The organism is Rickettsia akari str. Hartford (genome assembly GCF_000018205.1).
Lineage (GTDB): Bacteria > Pseudomonadota > Alphaproteobacteria > Rickettsiales > Rickettsiaceae > Rickettsia > Rickettsia akari.
Genome location: NC_009881.1, coordinates 727,134 through 753,910, shown reverse-complemented (window position 1 = coordinate 753,910; position 26,777 = coordinate 727,134). Strand labels below are relative to the sequence as shown.

The following is a 26,777-nucleotide window of genomic DNA, read 5'->3' as shown; positions in this document are numbered from 1 at the left end:
TGCATTCGCAGGAATAACATCAGTATACACGCGCGGGCAATGCATTGAGAGCGACTCCAGACGTTGCCAACATGACCAAAGAATTGTCATGAGCTATGCAGCCGTAGGATGTGCTGCAATCTCAGGCAATAATAACAAATCCTGAGATTGTTTAGTCAAAACTTACAGTTTTTCCTCGCAGTGACGATAAAAACGATCCATATACCGCAACGCTAAGACTTATTCTTAGAAAAAATATTATTAGCTTCTTCTAGCTCATGTTGAGTATTAACACCAACAATTAAATCATTATCAGTAGATAATAAATATGAAACCTTTTCACCGTAATTTTTACATATTTTTACTATTTCAGTTAAATAAATTTCCTTATTACCGTTAGTATTAGTAGCAAATAAAGGTAAGTACTTATTTAAAATTCCGCTACTGAAAGCCATAATACCTGAATTACAAAGTGTGATGTTTTTTTCTTCTTCGCTTGCGTTTTTATGTTCAATTATCTCTAAAAATTCACCATGTCTATCAGTAGCTATTCTTCCATATTGAGCCGGATTTGCTCTCTCAAAGCTTAAAGTAACTAATGCAGAATTAGTAAGGCCTAAATAATCTATTAATTCATGCATAAGTTTTGGAGTAATAAGAGGATGATCACCATATAAAACTAATATTGTTTTATTTTTATCAATTAAATCTATTACTGCATAAGTAGCATGAGCTGTGCCTTTAGGTTCTTCTTGCAGTACAAAACGACACATATTTTCATAGGGCATTAAATGTTTTTTAAGTGCTTCTGAATAAACTATAATTACATCATTTGTGACGTTAAGCGAATTCTTTAATACCGTTTCAAGCATTGGAACTCCGCCGACTTTATGCATTACTTTTGGTAAATCGGACTCCATTCTAGTCCCTTTACCGGCTGCTAAAATAATTATTTGATAATTTGCATCGCTATAAGTCATTCTTCTCCTTGTATTATTTCGTAAACATCATCGGAGAATTCATAATTACTGAAAACTCTTTGTACATCGTCGCTTTCTTCTAAAGCTTCTACAAGCTTTAGTAATTTTTCAGCTTTTTCCGTATCATCTATAATTATTGTATTTAATGGAATCCAGCCTATATAAGAGTCTTCAGGTATACCGTATTTACCGGTTAAAAATTCTAGAACTTTAGAAAAATTTTCAATATCCGTGCAGATTGTATGGAATATTGCATCAGATACGATATCATCCCCTCCGGCTTCTATAGCTGCCTCAAAAATATCTTCATTCGATGCTATGTTTGTTGGATACTGAATAACTCCGCAATGTTTAAATAAATAATTAACGCTACCCGTTTCACCTAAGCTGCCACCGTATTTGGTAAAACTGGAACGCACTTCAGCAGCAGTACGGTTTTTATTATCGGTTAAAGCTTCAACTATTATAGCAATACCGTTCGGTGCATAACCTTCATATCTAATTTCCGTATAATTTTCAGTATTAGCATCGTCAGCACTATTAATAGCTTTGTCTATTCTTTCTTTTGGGAGATTTTGACTGCGTGCGGCGGTTAAAGCATTTCTAAGGCGCGGATTATTTTCAGGGATATTAGAAGAGCCAGTTTTAACTGCAGTAACTATTTCACGAATTAATTTAGTGAAAACTTTTGCTCTTTTTTTATCTTGAGCACATTTACGATGCTGAATATTTTTAAACTTTGAGTGACCGGCCATATTCCATCTAGAAACAATTAACCTTGTTTCGCTTTAAATCTTTTGTTCTTTTTATTTATTACAAAAATTTTGCCTCTTCTTTTGACGATTTGACAATCTTTATCACGTTTTTTTAGTGATTTTAATGAGCTAACGACTTTCATAAAACATACTTAATTACATTTAATTTGGACTAATAATAAACATTTTTATTTAATCGGTCAATTACCAATTAAAAACATTTTTATTGATACATATTAATAAGATAATGTATTTATACAAAGGTGAACAACCTTCTACTCGTTCCAATACCGCTAGCTCTACTAGCTCTCATAGAGTAGAGTTTAATGTTAAAGAAAGTATTAATGAAATCAATAAGTTAATAAAAAATTACACAATAGTAATCAGTGAAGAACATATAAATAGAATCTTAGAAACCGAAGATGCAGAGATAATAGATCAAGCTTTAAATAAGCCTCACTTTATTAAACAAGAACTTCTCATCATAGTAGGAAATCTTACGAAATCATTAGATAGTCATTATGCTTCTCTGAATTTTCTAAGTAGGTCTTTATTTGTAGAGTCAGATGAGTTTCAAAATTTAGCAAAATTTATAGAAGATTTACTGCCTATATTAGATAAAGCAAGTAAAGTGCTAAAATAATATTGTAAAGTAATAACATAATGAACCAGTAATCTATTACAAGTATTAGGCTCTATGTTTGGTGGAGCACCATTAAATCCATTAAAAATAGCAGCAGAAGTATATATAAAATGGTATGAAGAAAACTTTTCTAGAAGTAAAAATTTTGAAATTACTGAAAGTAATTTAAACAATCATGAAGTCGATTCTTTAGGCGATACTTTAGATGCTGATCTTGATTTATATTAAGTCTTCAAATCTTAAATATCATAACTTTTTTTGCTTCATAATGGAAGTGATGATATTTGCCTTTTTCTTAAAAATAATGTATAACTTCTATACACAAACCTTATATTTTATTGACAAAATGTTACAAATTCTATATATCCCCGTTTTCAAAAATTCAGAATCCATATTCCATGGTTTTTTAAGATTTTAATTTAAATAAGGATATATTTTGTGAAAGAGTAATTAGCTGAAAAATTAAAAAAGATACAGTAAAACCACTAGAGACGACAGAGAGTATACTTATCGAAATTAAACAGTTTATTGAAACTAGTAATTGATTAGTAATATTGATAATATAGCGTTAAGGCAAGGCTTTTTGTCCTTATAGCAGGTTTTAAAAGAAGCAAACAATAATAATGAAGCTATTATAAAAGGTAAGGACATATTAGATTTACTTTCTCAAAATTTACCGGTCACTAAAAGCGATTCATTAAAAGCAGAAATATTTCACGTAATACTAAATGATTGTAGTGATTATTATAGAAATAATGAAGATGTTAATAATACATATCAATTGCTTATAAAGAAGTTGGCGTAATATTTAGTGTAGTTAGAACTGCAAGTTTAAATGAAGCAACATTAACATCAGCAAACTTTAGCTTTAATAAAAAGTCAGCTGAGTTAGAGCCTGTAGTAATAAAACTTGAACAAATATTCGAAACATTAGGTATTACTAAAGATAATTTTGATGCTAATGATTTATAAGTAATCTTGTTTGTTTCTGATCTGATAACTTCCCTTGCTTCATAAGATAAGTTATGGTAGATTGGTTTATCTTATTGTAACTCAAGTTTATTTTAGCGTTGGCGGTATGGTTTGGGAATTGTGCCAAATTTTCCTATGTCATTCCCGCGGAAGCGGGAATGACATAGAAGAGTGTAGGGATGATGTTAACACTATACTACTCCTATTGTTATCCTTTCTTTTTTTTTCAAATCCGGCTATTGCCGATCCTGAAATAGCTGAATCCTTTAAATGTTCAAAGCTTTTTCCTTACTTTGAAAAAAAATTTAATATCCCATCTAATACGTTGCATTCAATAGCTTTAAAAGAATCGGGAAAAAAACATACAACCCATAAAATTAGAGTAGTATGGCCTTGGACGGTAAACGTTGAAGGAAAAGGCTATTATTTTAACACAAAAAGAGAAGCCGTAAGTTTTGTTAGAATAGAGCTTATAAGAGGGCGAGAGAGTATTGATGTCGGATGTATGCAGATTAACTTAAGACATCATTTAGGAGCGTTTAATTCCCTTGAACAGGCATTTGATCCAAATAATAACGTTCATTATGGAGCAAAATTCTTGCGTTCAAAATATGATCAGCTAGGGAGTTGGCACAAAGCTATAGCACATTACCACTCAGCCACTCATTCTTTAGGGTTTAAATATAAGCAAGATGTAGTTAAAATAGCAAGTAACATGGCTCTTTATAAAGCCTCCTTACGTAGTTATCTGAATAATAATGAAATGGCTTTAGAAGATACAATACCGATAAATAATAATAAAGTTCACAAAAAATCACTTTTTAGTAGCAATAAAAGATACAGAAGTAGTATTATGATACCGGTTCCTGCTAAAATTAATTAATTCTATGAATATACTCGTTGAACTTAAAAAATTGGCTGCGTCATCCGACAAGTTCTGCGGTGTTCAAATATTAAGTATACGCTCCGCTCGTCGCCTCGTGGATTCTTTGCTCTTTTTCAAGTTGAACTGCGTATCACAACTATTAATTTGTTTTTCAATATTAGTAAGTATTGTAAATGCAAATGCCGATTTTAACAATATTCAAGATAATTTTGAATATCAGGAAGAGCAGTTAACAATAGAATTACCTTGGAGCGATTGTACCGAAATTCATAAATTATTAGAGGAAAAATTATCTTTCTCTGAACAACAAATAAAAAAAGAAAATAAAATTTATGAAAAATATAAGCAATTTTATTTAAAACATAACAATCCTACTAATTTTTCTATGCAATTTCTTGAGAAAAAATCTGAGACTAATGGAGTCGAAACTGTAATATCAGGTTTTTTAAAATTTTGTGAAGATAATTTCCAAACCAGTAAAAGTAAATCTAATTCTCTAAATTATTATATTAAAAAACAACAAGACCAATGGTGTAATGATATAAGAAATGAGAATTACAAAATATATTATAGAAAAAGATACGATGATAATATCTTTAGAAATAATTAATTTATTTCAGTACTTGATTCATGTGTTATTTAATTTATATTAACTATTAATAAGATACAGAGTGATTGATATTAGAGAAATTTATATTAGTATTGTGGTGTATAAGTAGTTATAAATCTCTAGGAGAATCCAATAAGACCGAGAATAATGTTTCAGCGGTAGAAAGAAAAAAAGTTTCTAGTAATGATAAATAACTAAAACCTGTCTACTTACAGCGTTTGGGTCTAACTTCGGATTTAAATCCTTCAGAAAAAGGCCTGTTGAGTTTAGAACCTTCATCGCCTAATAATCACAATACAAAACCTATAGTTGTAGGTATTCAGAAGAATTTTAAAGGATTAGATAGAGTTAAAGGGGATGATATTCGCACTAAAAGACAGAGAAAACTGATTCAGAATAGCTGGCTAAAAGATGATTCTTTGAATTATCAGCCAGTATAAAGATGGAAAAACTGTAGGAATAGAAGACCTAATTAAGGACTTTAATTCTAAACAACAAATGAGAGAATTATATATTCAACAGATTAAAGCTAAAAAATCACCGAAATAATGCAGTAGCGGGAATAAATAACAGCTTATTTATCAAGCATGCAGCTAATGATATAATCAGTCGATTAGGGATGATTGATAAGGATGTGTCGGATATTCTAGAAATATCGGCTAAGTGTGGTTATCTTACGAGCTTACTAAAAAATGCTTATCGAAGTGCCAATATTACCGTAACAGATATGTCGCCTTTATTGCTTGATTCTTTTGAGTATAATCACAAATTGTTAATTGATGATGAAGATTTAGCATTTCCAAAAGACTCTTTTGATTTAATTATTTATTCATTAGGGTTACACTGGATAAATGATGTGCAGAGTTTTCTGTCTAATATAAAAACATTTTTAAAACCTGAGGGTATTTTTATCGGTAATTTTGTCGGAGGAAATAGTTTAAAGAATTTACGTAAATCTTTAATAGATGCTGAAACAGCAAGTGATTTTAAACACTATCCTCATATTTCTCCCTTTATTCATTTTGACCATGTCCCAACGCTATTATTGCAAGCAGGATTTTCCGAAGTAATTATTGACTATGAAAATATAGAGCTAAAATTTGATCATCTTGTAGCTTTAATGAGGGAAATAAAAAATATCGGTGAGTCAAATTCACTAAATTCTAGTCATAATTACGCTATTTCTAAAAAGATGTTTTCTTTACTACAAAATTATACCCACGGCTTTGAAGATAATATTAATTTAATTAGTTTTATTGCTGCACCCAATAAGAATAGTATAAGATTAAAGTTGTTATAGGGCTTATAATATTGTATTGTTGCCATGTCGTGGTTTGAATATTGTTATCCCGCGCCTTGATTTTGGGATCCAGTCTTTTTTAATTTTTTTCTGGATACCGTGGTCAAGCCACGGTATGACAAAGAGAGGATAATATAAGGTAAACATATGCAAGAATTTGATTTAGTGGTAATAGGTAGCGGTCCGGCCGGTTATACAGGTAGTATTAGAGCTGCTCAGCTTGGTATGAAAGTAGTGTGTGTTGAGAAAAATGATACTCTCGGTGGCACTTGTTTAAATATAGGATGCATACCGTCGAAAGCTTTACTTAATTCCTCTGAAAAATATGAAGAAGCTTTAAAGCATTTTGAGAGTATAGGTATTACTGCGGATGTAAAATTAGACTTACAAAAAATGATAGCTAATAAAGATAAAGTAGTTTCTGACCTTACAAAAGGGATAGAAAGCTTATTTGCTAAGAATAAGATTACTAGGATAAAGGGTGAAGCTAAAATTATCGCGAGCAACATTGTGGAAGTAAATAATGAGCAAATTAAAGCCAAAAATATCCTAATTACTACGGGTTCCAGCGTCATAGAAATACCAAATATCAAAATAGATGAAGAGTTTATAGTTTCATCTACCGGAGCTTTAAAGCTTTCTAAAGTACCTGAGACCTTAATAGTTGTCGGGGGAGGATATATAGGCTTAGAACTCGGCTCAGTTTGGCGTCGTTTAGGTGCTAAAGTAACGGTTATTGAGTATGCACCGAGCATTGTGCCTATGCTTGATAAAGAAATTGCTACGCAGTTTATGAAGCTACAGCAAAAACAAGGTATAGAGTTTAAACTAAATACTAGAGTGTTGTCTGCTGAAGTAAAGTCAGGAAAAGTAAATCTGACAATAGAGGAGGGCGGTAAGAGTGCGGTAGTAACTAGCGATGTGATATTAATGGCAGTAGGTAGAAAAGCCTACACGCAAAATCTAGGGCTTGAGTCTGTCGGCATTATTACAGATAAGCAAGGTAGAATTGAGATTAATGACCGGTTCCAAACAGCAATTTCAAATATTTATGCAGTCGGGGATGTGGTAAAAGGAGCTATGCTTGCTCATAAAGCCGAGGAAGAGGCTGTAGCTGCCGTGGAAATTATGGCAGGGCAGGCAGGACATGTTAACTATAATCTAATTCCAAGCGTAATATATACTTATCCTGAAGTAGCAAGCGTCGGTGAAACGGAAGAACAGTTAAAAGCAAAAGGCATTAATTATAAAGTAGGTAAGTTTCCGTTTTTAGCAAATAGTAGAGCAAGAGCAATCGGTAGTACGGAAGGGCTTGTTAAGATCCTTGCCGATAGTAAAACCGATAGGGTTTTAGGAGCTCATATTATAGGAGCCAATGCAGGTACACTCATTGCCGAGCTTACGGCTTATATGGAATTCGGAGCAGCTTCAGAAGATATAGCAAGAACCTGCCACGCCCACCCGACTTTAAGCGAGGCTATAAAAGAAGCAGCTCTTAGTGTGGATAAGAGGAGTATCAATATGTGATATTGTTCTACTCCAATGTCATTCCTGCGTAGGAGGGAATCTAGTAAAACATATAAAAAACTTGTTTTAAATGTTTATTTTCAAATATTGAATGTAATTTTTGTACTAATATTAAAGTTATTTTCTGTGTTCCCGCCTACGTGAGAATGAAATAAAGGAGTGCTGGAATGACAGTAACAATAACCAAACAAGAGCTGCGTCTTTATTTCAAAGAATTTTTCATAAAAAACCAAAATGAGATTAATTACGACTTATTCAAAAACTCCCTAATCAATAAAATTAACCTGTTATTAAAGGAGTTAAAAGTACAAACAATTGGTCTATATTATCCTCTAAAATACGAAATTAATTTACTTGCAATAACAAACTTACATCCTGAAATAAAATTTTTCCTACCAAAAATTATAGCAGATGAAATCAAATATTGTTCATATAAATCCAATGATGAATTAGTGCTAGGTGCATTTAAAACCTATGAGCCTCTAAATAATGATTTTTTATTCCTGAGTTAGTATTATCCCAGGGCGGGCATTTAGTAATGAGTATTACAGACTTGGATACGGCACAGGACATTTTGATCGATATCTTAATAATAACCAAAATATCTTGGCTGTCGGAGTTTGTTTAAAAGAGCAGTTAATAGATAATTTTCCTGTTGAACCTCATGATCGTAAACTTGATTTTGTGATTTCGGTATAATATATAGGCTGCACATTATTTGATTTGTATCTTTTTTCTTATAAGTTATTACACAAACTTATTATTTCATCTTTATATTTTTGTTTGTGTAAATATTTACTTTTTAAATTGAGATTTTTAAAATCCCTGTGATTCAATGGCGGGTATTTACTAAGCTTTATTATATCTTCATCTAAAATAAAATGCTTACGAGGAATATTTATAGTTTGTACATTCTCTTCACGATAAGCTGCAAGTACTTGAATTTTACGGTTAAAACTCTCATCATCACTTCTATATTTTATTTTTTTCCACGCATCTTTCGGCTCAACCTTATAATTTATAACGTCTAATAAAGAACTAAGAGTAGTTTTGTATTTATTAGTTAAATTATTTCTAATAATTATATTATTTAGCTCTTGATATATCTTATACAAATACTTCACGTCTAACATTGCATAATTTAACATATCACTAGTGATAGGGCGTTTTAGCCAGTTAGATTTTTGGTGGGTTTTATCAATAGTAATACCGATTAGCTTATAACAAATGTCATCATAGCTTAGTTGTTTACCGAATCCGCAAATATTTGCTGCAATTTGTATATCAAAAACATTAGCAGGTAGTGTTTTAAATAAATTATAGAAAATCTCTAAATCTTCCCGAGGAGCATGAAATATTTTAGTAATATTATTATCTTCAAGTAACTTATTAAAAACATTCAGATCTAAATTGCTTAATGCATCAATTATTCCGCAATATTCTTCTGCTTTAACTTGAATTATACTAAGCTGAGCATAATAGGTATAGCGACGCTCAAATTCCGTATCTATGCTTAAGCATGTCTTATTTGCTAACCTGTTACAAAATTCTTCTAATGTTTTTTGACTATCAATAATTTGCATAGAAGATATTTATAAAGCTCCGATAATTTTTAAGAAAAGATTAGTATGAGACAACGACAGGACAACTTCAAGACCGATTAAAATAATAATAATCCACTCAAGTTTTGTAGAATGTTTATAATTAAGGTCATTTGACAGAATGTCCAAAAGCTCATGAATCATATTAAGCCGGTGATTCATTATATTTTGCCGTATTTCTATGTCTTGAAACTCTGCTGTCATCAGATATAGAGGCTCATAGCTCGGACGACGCCAAAAGAATTCAGGAGTATCGAATATATCGCTATGCAAGCTAATAGAATAACGCTCGTTAAATAATATACCTATTTGCTGTAATATCTCCTTTTTAGAAAGCGATACGCTACCGGTCCTAGCCAGTTCCTGTTGTATAGGAGTTGTCTGAACAATCAAGTTACTAACAGACTGCTCAAGAACGCTAAGTTTAACCGATTGTGCAAGAGCATGGGAAATAGACAGTTTAACAAAAACTGATTTATCTGCTAAGATTATTTTATTTTTTTCTTCATCAATAAATGTTTTCTCGACTTCCGTATTATATTCACAATAAATATAATCAGATACCGGCTCTTTAAGCTTATTTGCTGTTACTAAATCAGTATCGCTTAAAACTATTTTTTCTTGAATTTCATCGCCGCCCCAAATAGTTACACAGCCAAACGGAAAGAAAAATATCTCTATAAAATCAGAATCTTTATTTATCTCTTTCCGAATATATAAAACATCGTCAAAATGTTGAGGTTCAAGACCAATCTTTTTTAAATTAGTAACTAGATCACTCATCTTATATTCGGAAGCAGTACAGTAAGATGAACATCTCATGATTATTAAGTTTAATTTATATAAATTTAGAGTATAGTGGTTAGGCACCTATAAAGTCAATAACATTATAATTATGTATGAAATATTAAGTAATAGAGAGATTATCAAAATAATAGGTTTAGATTCCGTAAAGTTTCTACAAAATCTTATTACTAACGATATTAAGAAAAGTCAGTATTGCTATACCTATTTACTTACTAATCAAGGAAGATATTTATTTGATTTTTTTGTGTATGTTCGCAACCTTGAGGAAATTTACCTTGATATTGATAAAAGTAATAAAGCTGCTTTGATAGAGCATTTAAACTTCTATAAATTGCGCTCTAAAATACAAATAATAGATTGTAGTGACGAATATAAAGTTATCTACTCACTTCAAAAATTAGATATAGACACACTAGTTACGTCTCGTGATCCTAGATATTCTATGCTTGGTTTTCGTTCTATAAATAAGTGCGGTGTCATACCGTGTTTTGACTACGGTATCCAGAAAACAATTAAAAAAGACTGGACACCGTGTAGAAGCCACGTGGTGACAGAGATGGAATCGATCCATGCAACACCCCACACCCAATGTTATTCCCGCGAAGGCGGGAATCCAGCCTCCTTATATCTAGAAGATAAATATAATTTTGCAATAATAGATGGTGTAGAAGATTTAATTACAGATAAATCTATTCCTAATATGTACGGTGCTGAGGAGTTAAATGCAATTAGTTTTGACAAAGGCTGTTATGTCGGGCAGGAAGTTATTTCAAGAGCTAAATATCAAGGTGTTATAAGAAGAAAGATATATAAAATTACAGCAGATGAAGATTTATCCGCATTAGTGAAAGATGAAGAAATACTTGCAGGTAAGGATCAAATCGGTGTAATATGCTCAAGTTACCGTAATAAAGCAATCGTCCTAATCAGAGAAGAAAAATACTTTGCTTGTAAAGAAGCTGACATTACTGTTAAAGGGATTAAAATAAACTTATCTCTCGCTCCTTGGTATTAGATAATAGTTAAGCTTTTGATAATTTCTAGACCATAAATTTTGTAGTTTATTTTATAAAAAAAATTTTTGGAGCTATGATATCAAATCTTTCCCAACTTATACAAGAATTTAAATTTACTGAGGCTGTTGGGGTATTAGCATCAACTAATGTAAATGAGTGAGGCAATATAATTGTCCAGCTAACAAAACCTGAAGGTACCATATCTCCTTATGTAGCAATAAATCTTAATGCTTTAGAAGCTTTATGATTTATGAAGTCTGTACTCAATGTAACATCTAATAATCAGCAGGAGATAAAAAGATATGGTAATTTTATTAAAAAATTGTATTAAAACTGCATATCATAAAATGGGAAATTATAGTAGTACTATTTGGGATGGACGAGACAATAATGGTAATACTACAGCTCATTGGCTTGCTTGTGGCGGAGCTACCGGAGAACTTTATGGTTTATTAAATAAACCCCTTGAGCTTATAGAAGATGAACAAAACTTTCACGTAATGTTTTTGATGTCACAATGGAAGTGGAGCATTTTAAACGTAGAACAGAAAAAAGCACTAGCTAAAGTTTTAATTCCTTTAGGCATACAAATCAATAACTTAATACATATAATATTATATTACAACATAATGAATCTTTAGAGTGTCTAACAGTATTACGGAAAATGCTAGTAATTTATCTCTAGCAATATTCACAGAATTTACAAACAATGCGATAACAAAAATAGGTCCTTTAATTAGTAATCTAAAAAATAATAAAGTAGATATTTCTACTACTAAGCATTATATAGAAAAATGTTATGAGATAGTTGATAGTATATTTAAAGCTCAAGATGCAATAAATATTGAAGAATTATTACACAAAGATTTAACTTCTTCAACAACTGATGTTTCTTCATTTCTACATTGGTTATTAGAGCTTGGAAATACTAATTTAACATCTCTTTTACAAAATTATGATCAAAATAAAGAGCTTGATTTTTATGTAAAAGACTGGCATGGCATCATTTGATGCATGCACAAATTAGGTAGATGGAAAATAGTACTAAATCTTACTTATTGATACATTAGTTTTTGTGATAGGTATATATTTCTTGTTATAGAAAGACAATCCTTGTCACTTACTGCTTTTATTATCAATAGGAGTTTTATTGGGTTATGGTATCGTATATATTTGCTTTAAATATAATTCTGATTTGATCTTAAATAATGTGCAAAAGCTATAAATATAATTATTAGTTTTACTCTGTTATTCTTTTTTTTAACTTTTCCTATAATAAAAAATTCAACAATATTATTTAATTTTACACTTTTGATTAAATTTGCCTTATTGCCTGTTTTTGATTTATATTTTACTTCCTATAATAAAAGAAAACTAAAAAGTAGATTAAATTAAATTTCTTTCAAAAAATCCGATGTAAAGATTTACAATTATTCGCATGATAATCTAATATATCAAGTATTGACAAAGTACTTACATTATTTATAATCAACTAAACATTAAAAATGGTTGTGTTATTGGTATCAAGCTAGATCCTTACGAACACGATATTGAAGATAATTTTGAAAAGCAGCAAACAGTTGATGATCCTGCTCGCATTGCATTATTTTAAAAGTCTGCAAAAGCACATCTTAATAATAAATAGATCTGTTACTATCATGGTTGCAGAACATGACATAGAGGCAATAAACATTAAAGCTTCTAAGCATGGCTTACCTTCCTTAATATGCTAATTCATTTAGATGCTACTAAACTTTAGATACGAATGATTAAATTTAGATGTAATCATGAAAAGAACTCTAAGTTATTACATGGGCGTGGTGTAAGCTTTGAAGAGATAGTTCAATCAATTGAAAACGGTAATTTACTAGATATCAAATTACACTATAATCACAGGAAGCATGCAGGCAAAAAAATTTATATGTTAGAATGATTGATCAAGTATATGCTGTGCCGTTTGTAGAATAAGATGAAGACACTGTTTTCCTTAAGACTTTATTATTTAGTAGAAAAGCAAAAAAGGAATTGTTAAAAGATAAGAAATAATATATGAGTTTTATAGAAGAATTTATAAATAAAGGATATTTCCATCAATGTACCGATTTGGATCGGTTAACTACTATAACGAAAGAAACAAAAATAGCGGCTTATATAGGCTTTGACTGTACTGCTACATCGCTACATATCGGTAGTTTAATGCAGATAATGATATTACGGTTACTTCAGCGGCATGGGCATAAGCCTATTGTCATTATCGGCGGCGGTACGAGTAAAATCGGTGATCCTACTTGGAAAGACGAAGCTCGCAAAATTTTAAGCAAAGAAGATATAGCAAAAAATGCTAAAGGGATTAAAAAATCACTATCAAAATTTATCAAATTCGGTGATGGTAAAAGTGATGCTATTATGTTCGATAATGTAGAGTGGCTTGATTCTCTTAATTATCTAGAGTTTTTAAGAGATTTTGGCGTTCATTTTTCGATCAACCGTATGCTTACTATGGATTCGGTAAAACTAAGGCTTGAGCGTGAGCAGCATTTAAGTTTCTTAGAATTTAACTATATGTTGCTGCAAGCCTATGATTTTTACTATTTAAGCAAGCATTACAATTGTAGTTTGCAGCTTGGCGGTAGTGACCAATGGGGCAATATCGTAATGGGAGCGGATTTAATTCGTAAAATAAGTAGAAAAGAAGTATTCGGTATGACTACGCCACTACTTACGACTAGCTCAGGTGCTAAGATGGGTAAGACTGCTGCAGGGGCAGTATGGCTTAATGAAGATTTGTTAAGTCCGTATGATTATTACCAATATTGGCGTAACTGTGAAGATGCCGACGTAATTAGATTTGCTAAATTGTATAGTGAGTTAACTTCTGAAGAGCTTAATGAATTTGAGAGATTAGCGGCTGAAGATATTAATGCAGCTAAAAAGAAACTAGCGTATGAGCTAACTAAGCTTTGTCACTCGGAGCAGGCAGCAAAATCAGCGCTGGAAACTGCAGTAAAGATATTTGAACAAGGAGAAATCGATGAGAGTTTACCTACCGTTGTTTTAGAGCAGGCACTACTCCAAACCGGTATTAGTGCATATGAGTTATTTCACGATGTAGGTCTTGCTAGCTCTAAGTCAGAGGCACGCAAGCTTATAAGAGGGAAGGGTGCTAAGATAAATGATAAATTAGTCGAAGATGAGAATATTATAATTAATACTACTTTCTTACTCGATAAAAATGCTATAAAACTCTCTGCTGGCAAGAAAAGACATATATTGGTTAGGGTTTAAATATTTTTCTAGATTGCCATACTCCTTTCAATTGCAACATTGTTGTATGGCTCAGATATATTATGTCTAATTGCAACTGCAACTTTCAATTAGACAAATTATGTATTTCTTATCTATTTAAATGAACCACTATAACATAAGTTAAATTCAGATTTAAAAAGTTATGACTAAAATAAGGCTTGATGAATATTTGCTTCAAAAAGGCTTTGTAACAGATATTACTATAGCACGAAGCTTGATTATTCAAGGTAAAGTACATAATAAGCATGAGCAGTTAATTAAGCCTGGGATACAGGTTAATATAAATGATAGCGACATTAAGGTCAAGCTACCTCAGCATAATTATGTTTCAAGAGGTGCATTAAAGTTAATTGCTGCTTTGGATTATTTTAAAATTGATCCTGAAAATTTAGTTTGTATTGATATAGGTAGTAGCACAGGCGGTTTTACCGAAGTATTACTTGAGCGTAAAGCAAAATTAATTTTTGCTGTAGATGTAGGTTATGGCGAACTTCATCCTAAATTACGTGACAATCCACAAATTAAAGTGCTTGAGAAGACTAATGCACGATATTTAAGCGATAAACAAATAACAATAAAGCCTGATTTAATTGTTTGTGATGCCAGTTTTATTAGTTTAACTACTATATTGCCGACCTCACTAAGTTTAGCTAAAGAAGATTGTATGCTTATTGCTTTGATAAAACCACAATTTGAGGTTGAAAAGCATGAAGTAGAGCAGGGAGGAATTATTAAAAATACTTTCTTACATCAAAAAGTATGCGATAAAATCAAAGATTGGCTTGAACAAGAGCATAATTTTAATATGTTTGATATTATAGAAAGTCCAATACTGGGATCTAAGGGGAATAAGGAGTTTTTAATAGCAGGACATTTTAAGCTTTGATAATTAAATAAGAATGACATAAAGTAACACTTAATACTTCATGTTTATGCAATGTCATCTTTTAGATAAAAAAAGAAGAAGTTAGATGATTTGTGTCCGTTAAGTGCTGAATTAACTAAAAACTTAGATTAGTGGTTTAAGATAGCATTAACTTATACAAGTAATGCTATCGAAGGAAGTACTTTATCCTGCAAAGAGACTGCTATAGTTATTGAAAATGGTTTAACTATAGGAGGTAAGGCATTAGTAGAACATTTAGAAGCTACCAACCATACAAAAGCTTTAGATATTATCCACAAGTTTGCTAAAAAGAAATATTACGAAATCACCGAAAAAGATATTTTAGCAATACATCATACAATTCTACATAATATTGATAACTATAATGCAGGTCATTATAGAAATGTATCCGTACGTATTGCAGGTTCTACAGTAGTAATGCTTAATTCTGCAAAAGTGCCGTTATTAATGACAAATTTTATAAGTTGGTTAAATGGAGTTAAAAATATTCATCAGGTTGAGCTTGCATAGGAAGCTCATTATAGACTCGTAACAATTCATCCTTTTTCAGATGGCAACGGTCGCACTGCACGTCTATTAATGAATTTAATTTTAATTATGGAAGGCTATCCGCCTGCAATTATAAAACCTCAAGAACGATTGCCTTATATTACGTCTTTAGAAACTGAACAGTTTGGTGGTTCAAAAGAAAAATATGAAAAGATTATTTATCACGCAGTTAACCGTTCACTTGATATCTACTTCAAGGCAATAATAGCCAAAGAGCCGTCAGATATTAGAAAATCAGAAAGATTAATGAAAATCGGGAAACTAGCTAAATTCGCTAACGAAAATGTTTCTACAATCCGCTTTTGGACTAAGATTGGGTTACTTGAAATTGCTGATATTACCGATTCAAAAGCAGCACTTGAAAGATGCAAAAAAAATTCATGTATTGAAAAAACAGAGAGCAACTATAAACGAGATTAAAGATAGCTTCTTAGTTATAGTACTGTACATTTTTTAAAAAGCTCTCGATGTCATCCATGCGAAAGCATCGATCTAGGCTACAAAGTCTTTAAAATTGAAGATTTTGTGTTGGATAATTTTTTCAATAACGCTTTAGGAAAGCTTGATTTAATTGGATTTCCGCTTCCGCGGGAATGATATAAAGTAAAAATTGTACTGTACAATAAGCCTCTTAGACATAAAAATATAAAGTTAAATATTGCTTATATATTCTAATTAGTGTATTATTGCTACGGATAAGCATTATAAAAATTATAGGTAGGTGGGTTTATCCCACCTTTTTTGTTATAAACATCAAATATGCAAACTATTGAACAACAAATAACAAACGTAATAGAAAAATCCTTGACTGATATGGGATTTGAGTTAGTGCTTATTAAGTTTAAAGGTGTTAACCATAAAGTAGTCGAGATATTGATTGATAGCTTAAACGGTGAAAAAATATCTGTGGCAGATTGTACTAAAGCAAGTAGTACTATCTCAGCTATTCTAGATGTTGAAGATTTAATAGAAGATGCATATTCTTTAGAGGTAGCATCAAGCGGTCTTGAACGTCCGTTAGTAAAGTTTGAAAATTATAATAGATTTTTAGGAAGAGAAGTTAAAGTCAAACTTAAAGAATTATTGAACGGCAAAACTCGTTATCAGGGTAAAATAATTAAAGCCGAAAATAATAAAGTATATTTAAAATGTGAAGCACAAGAAGTACTAATTGATTATGATTTAATTAAAAATGCTAATCTAGTTTTAACTGAAGAAGTATTGAAAAAATTACTAGGTTCTGTGAAGGTTTCTAATTGATTATCTATTTTGAGGTATTTTTAAAAAATAACCAAAATTAAATCGTGTAAGAAATTGTCGCAATACCCTAAAGCAATAAGAGATAATGTATGTCTAATATAGGTAATGTAGAAATTTTACAAATTATAGATTCTGTAGCTCGTGAGAAAGGAATATCAAAAGAAATTTTGGTTTCAACTGTTGAACAAGCGGTACAAGTAGCAGGACGAAAAAAATACGGTAATGAATATAATATTAAAGCTCAGATAAATAGGAAAACCGGTGAGATAAATCTTTTAAGAATCTTAAAAATAGTAGAAGATGTACAAGATTACTTAACGCAAATCTCACTTGCAGAAGCTTTAAGAAAGAATCCGGAAGCTAAAATCGGTGATGAGATATATGAATATTTACCACCGATTGATCATGCGAGAGTATCAGCGCAAGCTGCAAAACAAGTGATAACTCAACGTGTTATAGAAGCTGAGCGTGAAAAACAATATCATGACTTTAAAGATAGAAAAGGCGAAATTATAAACGGGATAGTTAAGAGAATAGAATACGGTGATATAATAGTTGACTTGAGTCGTGCTGAAGCAATAATAAAAAAAGATCAATTAATTAATGGTGAGAATTTTAAACCTAATGATCGGATAAAAGCATATGTACAGGATGTAAGGCAAGAGACAAAAGGACCGCAGATTTTCTTGTCTAGAGTAGATAACCAGATGCTAGTTAAACTATTTAAGATAGAAGTACCTGAAATTCTTGAAGATATTATTCAAATAAAATCAGTAGCACGTGATCCCGGTTCAAGAGCAAAAATAGCGGTATTTGCTTCGGATAGTAGTATAGATCCCGTAGGCTCATGTGTAGGTATTAGAGGTAATAGAGTAAAAGCAGTAACAAATGAGTTAAACGGAGAGAAAATTGATATAGTATTATGGAGTAATGATCTTGCACAGTTTATAGTTAATGCTCTTGCACCGCTTGCACCTGGGGAGATTACAAAAATTTTGATTGATGAGGATAGGCATAAGGTAGAAGTAGTAGTTTCACAAGAAAATCAAAGTATTGCAATAGGTAGAAGAGGGCAGAATGTTCGTTTAGCTTCTAAGCTTACAGGTTGGAATATCGATATAATGACTGAAGAGCAGGAATCAAAAAGAAGAAACGAAGAGTTTGTGACTTCTACGCAATTATTTATGGAAGCTTTAGATGTTGAAGAAGTTATAGGTCAGCTTTTATCGGTAACGGGATTTAATTCGGTAGAACAAATTGCCAGTAGTGAGGTTAGTACTTTGACAAGAATCGAAGGTTTTGAGGAAGAACTTGCAGTAGAGATCAAAAATCGAGCTGTTAATTACGTCGACCTTAAGAATGAAAAGATTATCAAAAAGTTAGAGGATTTAGGAGTTGAGCAAGAATTAATAGATATATTAGCATTACCGCTTGAATTAATATTAAAATTTGCCGAATATGGTATAAAGACCATAGAAGATTTAGGAGAGATGAGTGTAAATGAATTTAAAAATTTAGCTCCAAATTCTAATATAACGGACGAAAATATTAAATTACTGATTAAAACTGCTAGACGGCACGGTGAATTAAAGGATAGTTAGAGGATGGGAATGTACGTCATTCCTGCGAAATGGTGGTTGTATGAATCAAAAAACACTCTCGATGTTATTCCCGCGTAGGCGTGAATCCAGCATAAAGTGAGATGAATCGAGCTTTTAATTTCAAAAGCTTGGTGTATTTATACTTTTTTTGGATTCCCGATTTTGCGCGAATGATAGCTATGTGTACAACATTTCTACGGGAATGATGTAATAAGTAGTAGACAGAAAAAACAGAAACACAAAGGTTTTAAATATGACGGATAACCAGGAAATCAAACCCAAAAAGTTGACACTTGGCAATTCAAAATTATCGCTTAATAAGTCTTTTGACTCTCTTACAGGAGCTCAAAGCTTTGTTAATGCTAAATCTAAGACACTAGTAGAAGTTAGAAAAAGCTCTACCGGTAGTACTACTACCATTTCATTAAATCAAGAAAGAAATAGTTTAGATCACACTGCTATTGATGCTAATAAGGAAGAATTTAACAGACGTTTATCTATTCTTAAAAAAGCTGCTGAGCAATCTAAATTAAATGACACTTCACAAATCAGCACTTTAAGTAAACTTGCAAGTATTAACCAGTCTGCTAACTCAAAAATAGAACCGCTAGAAACTGATAAAGAAGTTGAACAAAAACAGCAAAATAACGAAGAAAATAAAGTAGAAGTTAGTGCTAAAATCGTTCAAGATAATGAACATATACCGTCACAAATATCTAAAAAGAAAGAAGAATCTTTTGTAAAGTCTCCTTTAGTAGGAATGCGAACACGTTACGGTATAGAATTAGAGAAAGAATTAGATAAAACAGCAGATAGTAAAGTAGTTGCTCCAAAGATTAAGTTAGAAGAGCCAAAAAAATTCAAAAAAGTCGATCTTTTCAATATGCTCGGCGATGACGAAAGCGGTAGAACTAGAAGTCTTGCTTCTATAAAAAGAGCTAGAGAAAAAGAAAAGCGTAAATTAGCATCACAAGCACCTGAGAAGGTATATAGAGAAGTGACGATACCGGAAGTTATCGGAGTTGGCGATCTTGCAAATGCTATGTCTGAAAGAGTAGCAGATGTAATTAAGGAATTAATGAAGCTAGGTGTTCTTGCGAATGCAAGCCAAACAATAGATACCGATACAGCGGAACTAGTCGCAACAAATTTAGGGCATACGGTAAAAAGAGTGCAAGAATCAGATGTTGAAAATGTTTTAATTAGTGATGATAAGGTTGAAGATTTGAGAATGCGTGCTCCAGTTGTTACAGTAATGGGGCATGTAGATCACGGAAAAACATCATTACTTGACGCTCTTAAATCTACGGATATTGCTGCAAGTGAAACTGGAGGCATTACCCAGCATATCGGAGCTTATAGAGTAACTCTTGCAGACGGTAGAGCGATTACTTTTATTGATACTCCGGGTCACGAGGCTTTTTCGGAAATGCGGTCAAGAGGTGCTAAAGTAACGGATATAGTTATTATAGTGGTTGCAGCAGATGATGGAATCAAAACGCAAACGGTTGAGTCAATTAATCATGCAAAAGCAGCGGGCGTTCCTATAATTGTAGCTATTAATAAGATTGATAAGCCGGATATTGATATTGAGCGTGTAAAAAACGAATTATATGTCCACGAAATTATAGGCGAAGAGGCAGGGGGTGACGTTATGGTTATTCCTATCTCGGCACTAAAAAAAATTAACTTAGAGAAACTTGAAGAAGCGATTTTATTAGTTGCAGAAATGAAGGATTTAAAGGCAAGCCCTTTCGGTCCAGCTTCTGGTGTTGTAATTGAATCGAAAATCGAAAAAGGCAGAGGAACGCTAACCACTATATTAGTTCAACGAGGTACCTTAAGAAATGGTGATATTATAATAGCAGGTAGCTCTTACGGTAAAGTTAAAAAGATGACTAATGATAAGGGACTAGAAATAGTGGAAGCAACCCCATCTGTTCCCGTAGAAATTCAAGGTTTAAACGAAGTACCTTTTGCCGGCGATAAATTTAACGTAGTACAAAATGAGAAACAAGCAAAAGATATAGCCGAATATAGAATGCGTCTTGCTAAAGAAAAGAAAATATCTATTGCACCGCGTTCAAGTTTAGAAGATTTATTTTTAAAAGCTTCCGGTAATAGTAAAATTAAGGAATTACCTTTAATTATTAAAGGTGATGTTCAAGGGTCAGTTGAAGCTATTTTAGGTAGCTTATTAAAATTACCGAGTGATGCAATAAAGCTTCGTATACTTCATAGCGGTGTAGGTCCGATAACGGAATCCGATGTATCTCTTGCACATGCTTCTTCAGCTATTATTGTCGGTTTTAACGTTAGAGCAGGGGCAAATGCTTTAACTGCCGCAGAAAAAGAAAAAGTCGATATTAGATATTATAGTATAATATATAATTTAATTGATGACGTGAAAGCCATTATGAGCGGTATGCTTGATCCGATCGTTAGAGAGCAATATATCGGAAGCGTGGAAATTAGACAAATATTTAATATTACCAAAGTCGGTAAAATTGCCGGTAGCTATGTAACTAAAGGGATTATTAAGCAAGGAGCGAGCGTACGCTTATTACGTGATAATGTAGTCATTCACGAAGGAAAACTCAAAACTTTAAAACGCTTTAAAGATGAAGTTAAAGAAGTTAGAGAAGGATATGAGTGTGGTATAGCATTTGAAAATTACGAAGATATTAGAGAAGGAGACACAGTTGAAGTTTTTGAGCTAGTTCAAGAACAGAGACAATTATAGTAGAATTTTTATTATATGTCATTCCCGCTTTTGCAGGGATGACATAAACGAGCCATGCAGGCAACGCAACGTTTCCGCAGGAATAATATTTAGTAGAATGTCCATCTGTGATAAATTAATCAATTTTAAGTCAAATATAATAAAAAGTTAATAATTATTAGCCCATATCTTGACTTCCTCATAATTTCTATTATAATCGTGGCGCTGATTATTATCATAAGAAATTGGGAGATATTATGCCAATAACATCAATGTTCAATAAGTTACGAAATTTAATCCAATATAATACTTGTCCAAAGCCAGCATCCTATCTTGCTAGCGATGAGTTTGAGTTTATTGATTTTTCAAAGCAAACTACTAATCAAGAAGAAAATACTGCTCTTTTAGCAGCGTTAGATAATTCAGTTAAGCAGCATGATGAAAAAACTGCAAGATGTAATAACAAAATAGTAGAAGTTCAAGCGAAATCTCCTTTTTTAAATTCTAAAATAGTCTGCCAAGAAGCAGTAAAAAATGAAGAAACATTTAATCTCTTAGATCAATTTGAAACTCTCTCTGATAATGAGTTAGTAGAAGAGATTTTAAATATTCCTGAAAATGAATTAGATGAAGTCTTTGAAAAGATTACATATGAAAAATGTGCAGAATTAATTAATAATATTCCCGATGAGCAAGCACAAAAATTAGTTAGTTATATTTTGCCTTGGCATCTTGAAAAAGTAATAGATTTAATCACACAAGATAAGTTGGATAAATTATTTAATGAAAACCCTGATAATCTTTCTTTAGAAGAACTTACCGAGCAGGCACTAAATAAATTATCAAATGAGGATATTGCTGATGAATCGTTTAAAAATATAATTATTTTAGCAGGAGAAGAAAAATTTGCAGAAAGGCTTGATATTATTCCAAATGAAAGTTTAGTAAGAATCGTAAGTAATATTCCAGATGATATGCTAGCAACAATAATTTCTCATGCCTCAGATGAAAATATACTAAGAATCGTTAATATTAACTTACCAAGGATATTGTCTTTGCTTCCTGTTGCACAAATTAAACGCATAATAACCTTAATGGACGATGAAGAGGTTGTAGAGCAGCTTGAAAGACAAGGAGAAGCACAGTGTGAAAATTCTAATGAAACATATCATGAAAATTTTGTAAATAATGGTTCTAGTGTTGTATTGTTAGGTAATAGTGAAAAAAGCAGATATAATTCTGATGATTCTGGAATTGGAAATGATTCTGACCCTAACGATCATTTGACAGAATACTTCTAATAAATAGGCCCAATTAAAGAGGATAAGATTCTTTTAAAGCTTATCCTTTTTAGCTATCTTAGCATCAGGTGGGCGTATATACAGCGGTTCGATAAAGCTGTTTAACTTCATACCGCTCGATAGTCTACGAGCAATATATCTACAAATAAACCATGCTTTAACTCGTGCAAAACGTGGTAAGGTTATTATATTCGGTAAATGCATAATTTGGTGATATATAAATTCAAGTCCGCTACCGCAGCACACTATATTACCTTTCTCATTTGCAAGAAGCTTTATAGCATACTCGAAGTCTATCAATAACGGCTCTTCTATTTCTCCTGATTTATGAAAAACCTGCATATAGAGCTGTGAGCGATAAGCGTTTAAAAAGACATATATTTTATCATAGTCTTTAACTTGAGTTATGGCTCTAAAGTAAGCATATTCAAAATTGCTAACCGCTACTGCTTTAATCTTTTCCTTGGCGAATAATATACCTTTAGCACAAGCAACCCCTATTCTAATACCGGTAAAGCTACCTGGTCCGTTAGTTACTGCTAAATAATCTAGATCATCATATGAATATTTAGCTGATTTCATCACGTCTTCTATCATCGGCATGAGAGTCTCTGCTTGCATAGAATGGCGTAATTCTTCTATATATGTCCAAATATTCTCATTTTCGGATATTGCTACCGATGCAGTATTATTGGCTGTGTCAAATGCTAGTATTTTCATAGATTATTATATTATTTGTGGCTACAAGGTGTCATTCCCGTGAGGTATTGTTGCGTGGATACTACCCACGTCATTGTGAACTGAACAGCCGTAGGCTGCGTGGCAATCCAGTTAGAAATGATATAGAATAGCATTTTTAACTGGATTGCTTCGTCAATCACTTCGTAATTTCCTCGCAATGACGCAAAACCAGTCCATACAACAAGACCGCTTAGCCCTCATTAAGTATATACCCCACAAAAGTTTGGCGTGCTTCAGGTTGTCTATTATTATGAAATAAATATCTATTAAAAAAATAGTTTGTTAGAGTTAAAGCTTGTCTTTTTTCTTCTAATGTAATCTCACTATCATCTGAAAGTAAAAATTTTGGTAAAATCAATAATTTATCTTTGTAAGGCTTCCCTACTTCATATGATAATGCTCTAGCTGATTTAGGTGATACATAGGTTAAATCAGTTGTAACGTGAGTCACGCCGCACTTTGTAAGATCAAGCTTATAACCAGTCTTGGCAAGTAAAGTTAGCTCAAAATTAATATAATCACGAAAACAAAAATTTTTTGATAAATTATCTAAATAGTTAAGTAGAAATGAAAAAAAATTAGAATGCTTTTCTCTTTCATGACATAACTCTTTGATTAAAGATATAATGGAATTAAAGGCATATAATTTAGTTTTATTTATGATCAAATAACCAGTGTAAGATTTTATGAGTTCACATTTAGCAATGCCGATATGTTCGTGTAGTCTCGCCTGCCAGAGGAAATCTACAATATTCCCTTCCTGATATATAAATTTGCTTTTTTTAGAAGATTCTTTTACAACTCCCGAATATAAACCATGATTTTTAGTACAAACCGTAATAATAAATGTATTTTCTTTCAAAGGTTTTTTAGAAATTATTACTCCTACATCTTTGATATTCATAGTTTTTCCTTGGTGATCATACCGCGGATTGACTGCGGTATCCAGTCTTTTTTAATTTTTTTTGGATACCGTGGTCAAACCACGGTATGACATAGAGTGTTTTCTACTCCACCCAATAACCCTCTAGCTTCCTTAGAATCCCCTGTATATAATATATTCTTATATCCTAGTTTGATTGCAGTAAATAACGCGGCATGATCCTCGCCTACATTTACGGTAATCTCTAAAACTTTTTTCGGAAATTCTTTACTTAAAGTTTTAAATATGTAATTAATTGCTAGCATACCGTAATATTTTACGCTATAGGCATTATTTGTTAATATCAGCTGTGCTTCTATACTAGATAAAAAATTACGTGCTTCTTCCAAATTTACTACAACATACGTTTTCATCTAATTATCTCTTGTAAATCCTTTAAATGTGAGACGGAAGATATAAAGTCATACGTTAAATGCTCAAGTTTAGAGCAGATAATCTTATTAAATCCAAGCTTTACGGCTTCTTTTATTCTTGTTTCTGCTTTTGCAGTTTTTCTTATCTCACCCGATAAGCTTATTTCTCCGAAAAAAACTCTTTGTTCAGGAACTGGTTTGCCTGTTGCGGCAGATATTAAGCTCGCTGCTACTGCAAGGTCCGAAGCAGGATCGGTAATTTTAAGTCCTCCAGCTATGCTTAAATATACTTCATAATTAGCAAGATTAAGTCCTATCCTACTACTAAGTACGGCAAGTATCATTGATAATCTATTGACATCCCAGCCCACCGCAGAGCGTCTAGGAGTTACCATATTTGAAGGTACTATGAGGGCTTGTACTTCCATAAGTAATGGACTTGAGCCTTCAATTCCTGCAAAAATAGACGTACCTATAACGTTCTGCTCTCGCTGCATCAAAAATAGTTCAGACGGATTTGTTACTTCAATAAGCCCGCTGCCGCTCATCTCAAATACTCCTATTTCACCAACACCGCCAAAACGATTTTTATATGAACGTAAAATACGGAAATGATTATTATGATCTCCCTCGAAATATAGCACGGTATCAACTAAATGCTCAAGTATCTTAGGACCTGCTAGATGACCGTCTTTAGTTACGTGACAGCTTAATAAAATAATTATATTGTTTTGCTTAGAATAATTAACAAGTTCATTTGCACATGTACGAATTTGTGAAACAGTGCCTGGAGGCGATTGTAATGCTTTTGTGGTAATTGTTTGAATAGAATCAATCACTACCAAATCAATATTATTTTTATTAGCTTCCATACTCGCAATAATATCTTCCACATTAGTGGCTGCTAAAATATCGGTATTATAGTTCGTTAGATTTAGCCTTATTGCCCTTAATTTTATTTGGTCTAATGATTCTTCGCCCGTTATATATAAGCAATTGATCTTTGATACAAAATTACTGGCTGCTAGTTGTAGTAACAAAGTAGATTTGCCTATGCCAGGGTCTCCTCCTATTAATATAGCAGAACCAAGCACCAAACCGCCCCCTAGGACTTTATTTAATTCACCTATAGGTGTAGGGATGTGTAACTGTGCGGCTACGTGACCTGAAAGTTTATCGAAATCTTGTTTGCTACCTGTTTTAACAATTGCTTTATTTGAACTTACTATCTCTTCGACAATACAACCCCATACACCGCAGTCAAAGCACTGCCCTGACCATTTAGGACTAGTATTTCCACAGTTAGAACAGATATAATGCTTCTTGTCTTTTGTCATGTTTGTTTTTGAATGTCTTGTTACGTGGTTCTGTGTTATTCCCGCCTACGCTGGAATAACACATAGAGTAGGTTTTTCGAACTATGCAACAATGCTGATCAAGTAGCGGGATGGCAACCATATCTCAAAATCAATAGCTTACTCTTACCATATAGTTTTTCACATAAAATTTCAATATTTTCATCTAAAACATAATCATCTAGTTTGGCCATCTCAATAACTATTATAGTACCGCCTTCAAGCCAGTTGTTTTTTATCAGCAATTTCATTACTTTAGGCACTATATCCTTATGATAAGGGGGGTCTATAAATACAAGATCAAAAGCCTTATTTGCTTGCGGTAGATTTAAGGCATTAATATTAACAAAATTAACTTTATCTTCGATATTTAGAGATTTAGCAAATGCTTTGGCTATTCTTAATGAAGATGTATCAATATCAATTAAGGTAGCAAAACCTGCTCCTCTTGATAGGCTTTCAAAAGCGAGGCTACCGCTACCGGCAAATAAATCGAGAATGTGTGTATTCTCGTTAAATAATTTATTAACGGTAAACTCACCGGATGTTAATATACTAAATATCGCCTCTTTGAGCTTACCGGTGGAAGGCCGATATTTGATATTTTTAGCGGTAGGTATAATTTGGTTTCTATATTTACCGGATATTATTTTTAACACTTAT

General features: G+C 32.2%; 27 protein-coding genes and 3 pseudogenes. 20 read left to right on the top strand and 10 right to left on the bottom strand.

Going from position 1 to position 26,777, the window contains the following annotated elements; all coding sequences use genetic code 11:
* Positions 1–212: 212 nt before the first annotated feature.
* From A1C_RS03740 to ykgO, 3 genes are read right to left on the bottom strand one after another with little or no spacing between them, the layout of a single operon-like run.
* Positions 213–959: a sugar phosphate nucleotidyltransferase gene (locus tag A1C_RS03740; RefSeq protein ID WP_012149739.1), complete on the bottom strand. Its 747-nt coding sequence runs from the start codon at positions 957–959 to the stop codon at positions 213–215.
* Entirely contained in the window at positions 956–1,714 is a 759-nt protein-coding gene (locus tag A1C_RS03735) for a YebC/PmpR family DNA-binding transcriptional regulator (RefSeq protein WP_012149738.1), read from the bottom strand. The genes A1C_RS03740 and A1C_RS03735 overlap by 4 nt, the downstream gene beginning before the upstream one ends.
* A 17-nt stretch (positions 1,715–1,731) precedes the next feature.
* Complete coding sequence (gene ykgO, locus A1C_RS03730; protein WP_004998227.1) at positions 1,732–1,857, bottom strand: type B 50S ribosomal protein L36; 126 nt, start codon at positions 1,855–1,857, stop codon at positions 1,732–1,734.
* A gap of 104 nt (positions 1,858–1,961) precedes the next feature.
* Here ykgO and A1C_RS08655 point away from each other — a divergent pair, with 104 nt between their 5' ends.
* The 8 genes and pseudogenes from A1C_RS08655 to A1C_RS03695 all read left to right on the top strand — a co-directional run bounded on the left by A1C_RS08655 (position 1,962) and on the right by A1C_RS03695 (position 8,351).
* Positions 1,962–2,357: a hypothetical protein gene (locus tag A1C_RS08655; RefSeq protein ID WP_012149737.1), complete on the top strand. Its 396-nt coding sequence runs from the start codon at positions 1,962–1,964 to the stop codon at positions 2,355–2,357.
* A 54-nt stretch (positions 2,358–2,411) separates the two neighbouring features.
* Positions 2,412–2,585: a hypothetical protein gene (locus A1C_RS03725; RefSeq protein ID WP_012149736.1), complete on the top strand. Its 174-nt coding sequence runs from the start codon at positions 2,412–2,414 to the stop codon at positions 2,583–2,585.
* A gap of 850 nt (positions 2,586–3,435) precedes the next feature.
* Positions 3,436–4,212 (top strand): lytic transglycosylase domain-containing protein, encoded by a 777-nt coding sequence (locus tag A1C_RS03720; RefSeq protein WP_232279134.1) that lies wholly within the window; start codon positions 3,436–3,438, stop codon positions 4,210–4,212.
* A 121-nt stretch (positions 4,213–4,333) separates the two neighbouring features.
* Positions 4,334–4,825, top strand: coding sequence for a DUF2532 domain-containing protein (locus A1C_RS03715; RefSeq protein WP_041816843.1), 492 nt, complete (start codon positions 4,334–4,336; stop codon positions 4,823–4,825).
* Between the two features lie 218 nt (positions 4,826–5,043).
* Entirely contained in the window at positions 5,044–5,265 is a 222-nt protein-coding gene (locus tag A1C_RS08650; RefSeq protein ID WP_012149733.1) for a hypothetical protein, read from the top strand.
* A 140-nt stretch (positions 5,266–5,405) separates the two neighbouring features.
* The gene (locus A1C_RS03705; RefSeq protein WP_269479063.1) at positions 5,406–6,125 is read left to right on the top strand and encodes a methyltransferase domain-containing protein; all 720 of its coding nucleotides are present in this window, start codon (positions 5,406–5,408) and stop codon (positions 6,123–6,125) included.
* A 147-nt stretch (positions 6,126–6,272) separates the two neighbouring features.
* Positions 6,273–7,652, top strand: a complete 1,380-nt coding sequence (gene lpdA, locus A1C_RS03700; protein ID WP_012149731.1) for a dihydrolipoyl dehydrogenase — start codon at positions 6,273–6,275, stop codon at positions 7,650–7,652.
* A 179-nt stretch (positions 7,653–7,831) separates the two neighbouring features.
* A pseudogene (locus A1C_RS03695) lies at positions 7,832–8,351 on the top strand (5-formyltetrahydrofolate cyclo-ligase).
* A 38-nt stretch (positions 8,352–8,389) separates the two neighbouring features.
* Here the strand turns inward: A1C_RS03695 and A1C_RS03690 are convergent.
* Positions 8,390–9,235, bottom strand: a complete 846-nt coding sequence (locus A1C_RS03690; protein ID WP_012149729.1) for a ribonuclease D — start codon at positions 9,233–9,235, stop codon at positions 8,390–8,392.
* A 9-nt stretch (positions 9,236–9,244) separates the two neighbouring features.
* The gene (locus A1C_RS03685) at positions 9,245–10,036 is read right to left on the bottom strand and encodes an RMD1 family protein (protein WP_012149728.1); all 792 of its coding nucleotides are present in this window, start codon (positions 10,034–10,036) and stop codon (positions 9,245–9,247) included.
* 112 nt (positions 10,037–10,148) lie between these two features.
* On the opposite strand from A1C_RS03685, the gene ygfZ reads away from it, so the two are divergent.
* The 12 genes and pseudogenes from ygfZ (at position 10,149) to A1C_RS03630 (ending at position 22,722) form a co-directional block, all read left to right on the top strand.
* The gene (gene ygfZ / locus A1C_RS03680) at positions 10,149–11,075 is read left to right on the top strand and encodes a CAF17-like 4Fe-4S cluster assembly/insertion protein YgfZ (RefSeq protein WP_012149727.1); all 927 of its coding nucleotides are present in this window, start codon (positions 10,149–10,151) and stop codon (positions 11,073–11,075) included.
* Positions 11,076–11,378: 303 nt separating this feature from the next.
* Positions 11,379–11,717, top strand: a complete 339-nt coding sequence (locus tag A1C_RS08645; protein WP_012149726.1) for a hypothetical protein — start codon at positions 11,379–11,381, stop codon at positions 11,715–11,717.
* A gap of 1 nt (position 11,718) precedes the next feature.
* On the top strand, positions 11,719–12,087 hold the full coding sequence (locus A1C_RS06220) for a hypothetical protein (RefSeq protein ID WP_012149725.1): 369 nt from the start codon (positions 11,719–11,721) through the stop codon (positions 12,085–12,087).
* Between the two features lie 505 nt (positions 12,088–12,592).
* Positions 12,593–12,835: pseudogene (locus A1C_RS09275) on the top strand (CopG family antitoxin).
* A 6-nt stretch (positions 12,836–12,841) separates the two neighbouring features.
* Positions 12,842–13,122, top strand: a pseudogene (locus tag A1C_RS03670) (hypothetical protein).
* 3 nt (positions 13,123–13,125) lie between these two features.
* Positions 13,126–14,361 carry a tyrosine--tRNA ligase gene (tyrS, locus tag A1C_RS03665; RefSeq protein ID WP_012149723.1) on the top strand — a complete coding sequence of 412 codons (1,236 nt, stop codon included), beginning with the start codon at positions 13,126–13,128 and terminating at the stop codon, positions 14,359–14,361.
* A gap of 163 nt (positions 14,362–14,524) precedes the next feature.
* Positions 14,525–15,268, top strand: coding sequence for a TlyA family RNA methyltransferase (locus A1C_RS03660; protein ID WP_012149722.1), 744 nt, complete (start codon positions 14,525–14,527; stop codon positions 15,266–15,268).
* 600 nt (positions 15,269–15,868) lie between these two features.
* Positions 15,869–16,258 (top strand): MerR family transcriptional regulator, encoded by a 390-nt coding sequence (locus A1C_RS08125; RefSeq protein ID WP_012149720.1) that lies wholly within the window; start codon positions 15,869–15,871, stop codon positions 16,256–16,258.
* A 339-nt stretch (positions 16,259–16,597) separates the two neighbouring features.
* Positions 16,598–17,098, top strand: a complete 501-nt coding sequence (gene rimP / locus A1C_RS03645) for a ribosome maturation factor RimP (protein WP_012149719.1) — start codon at positions 16,598–16,600, stop codon at positions 17,096–17,098.
* A gap of 89 nt (positions 17,099–17,187) precedes the next feature.
* Positions 17,188–18,699 carry a transcription termination factor NusA gene (nusA, locus tag A1C_RS03640; protein WP_012149718.1) on the top strand — a complete coding sequence of 504 codons (1,512 nt, stop codon included), beginning with the start codon at positions 17,188–17,190 and terminating at the stop codon, positions 18,697–18,699.
* A 253-nt stretch (positions 18,700–18,952) separates the two neighbouring features.
* Positions 18,953–21,442: a translation initiation factor IF-2 gene (gene infB / locus A1C_RS03635; RefSeq protein WP_012149717.1), complete on the top strand. Its 2,490-nt coding sequence runs from the start codon at positions 18,953–18,955 to the stop codon at positions 21,440–21,442.
* Between the two features lie 236 nt (positions 21,443–21,678).
* The gene (locus A1C_RS03630; RefSeq protein WP_041816778.1) at positions 21,679–22,722 is read left to right on the top strand and encodes a hypothetical protein; all 1,044 of its coding nucleotides are present in this window, start codon (positions 21,679–21,681) and stop codon (positions 22,720–22,722) included.
* A 33-nt stretch (positions 22,723–22,755) separates the two neighbouring features.
* On the opposite strand, the gene tsaB is transcribed toward A1C_RS03630, so the two are convergent.
* The 5 genes from tsaB to rsmD all read right to left on the bottom strand — a co-directional run bounded on the left by tsaB (position 22,756) and on the right by rsmD (position 26,773).
* Positions 22,756–23,442: a tRNA (adenosine(37)-N6)-threonylcarbamoyltransferase complex dimerization subunit type 1 TsaB gene (gene tsaB / locus A1C_RS03625; RefSeq protein ID WP_012149715.1), complete on the bottom strand. Its 687-nt coding sequence runs from the start codon at positions 23,440–23,442 to the stop codon at positions 22,756–22,758.
* Between the two features lie 211 nt (positions 23,443–23,653).
* Positions 23,654–24,367: a DNA repair protein RecO gene (gene recO, locus A1C_RS03620; RefSeq protein ID WP_012149714.1), complete on the bottom strand. Its 714-nt coding sequence runs from the start codon at positions 24,365–24,367 to the stop codon at positions 23,654–23,656.
* A 74-nt stretch (positions 24,368–24,441) separates the two neighbouring features.
* Positions 24,442–24,759 carry a hypothetical protein gene (locus A1C_RS03615; protein ID WP_012149713.1) on the bottom strand — a complete coding sequence of 106 codons (318 nt, stop codon included), beginning with the start codon at positions 24,757–24,759 and terminating at the stop codon, positions 24,442–24,444.
* A complete protein-coding gene (gene radA, locus A1C_RS03610) occupies positions 24,756–26,096 on the bottom strand; it encodes a DNA repair protein RadA (RefSeq protein WP_012149712.1) in 1,341 nt (446 codons plus the stop codon). The genes A1C_RS03615 and radA overlap by 4 nt, the downstream gene beginning before the upstream one ends.
* A gap of 98 nt (positions 26,097–26,194) precedes the next feature.
* Entirely contained in the window at positions 26,195–26,773 is a 579-nt protein-coding gene (rsmD, locus tag A1C_RS03605; protein WP_012149711.1) for a 16S rRNA (guanine(966)-N(2))-methyltransferase RsmD, read from the bottom strand.
* Positions 26,774–26,777 lie beyond the last annotated feature (4 nt).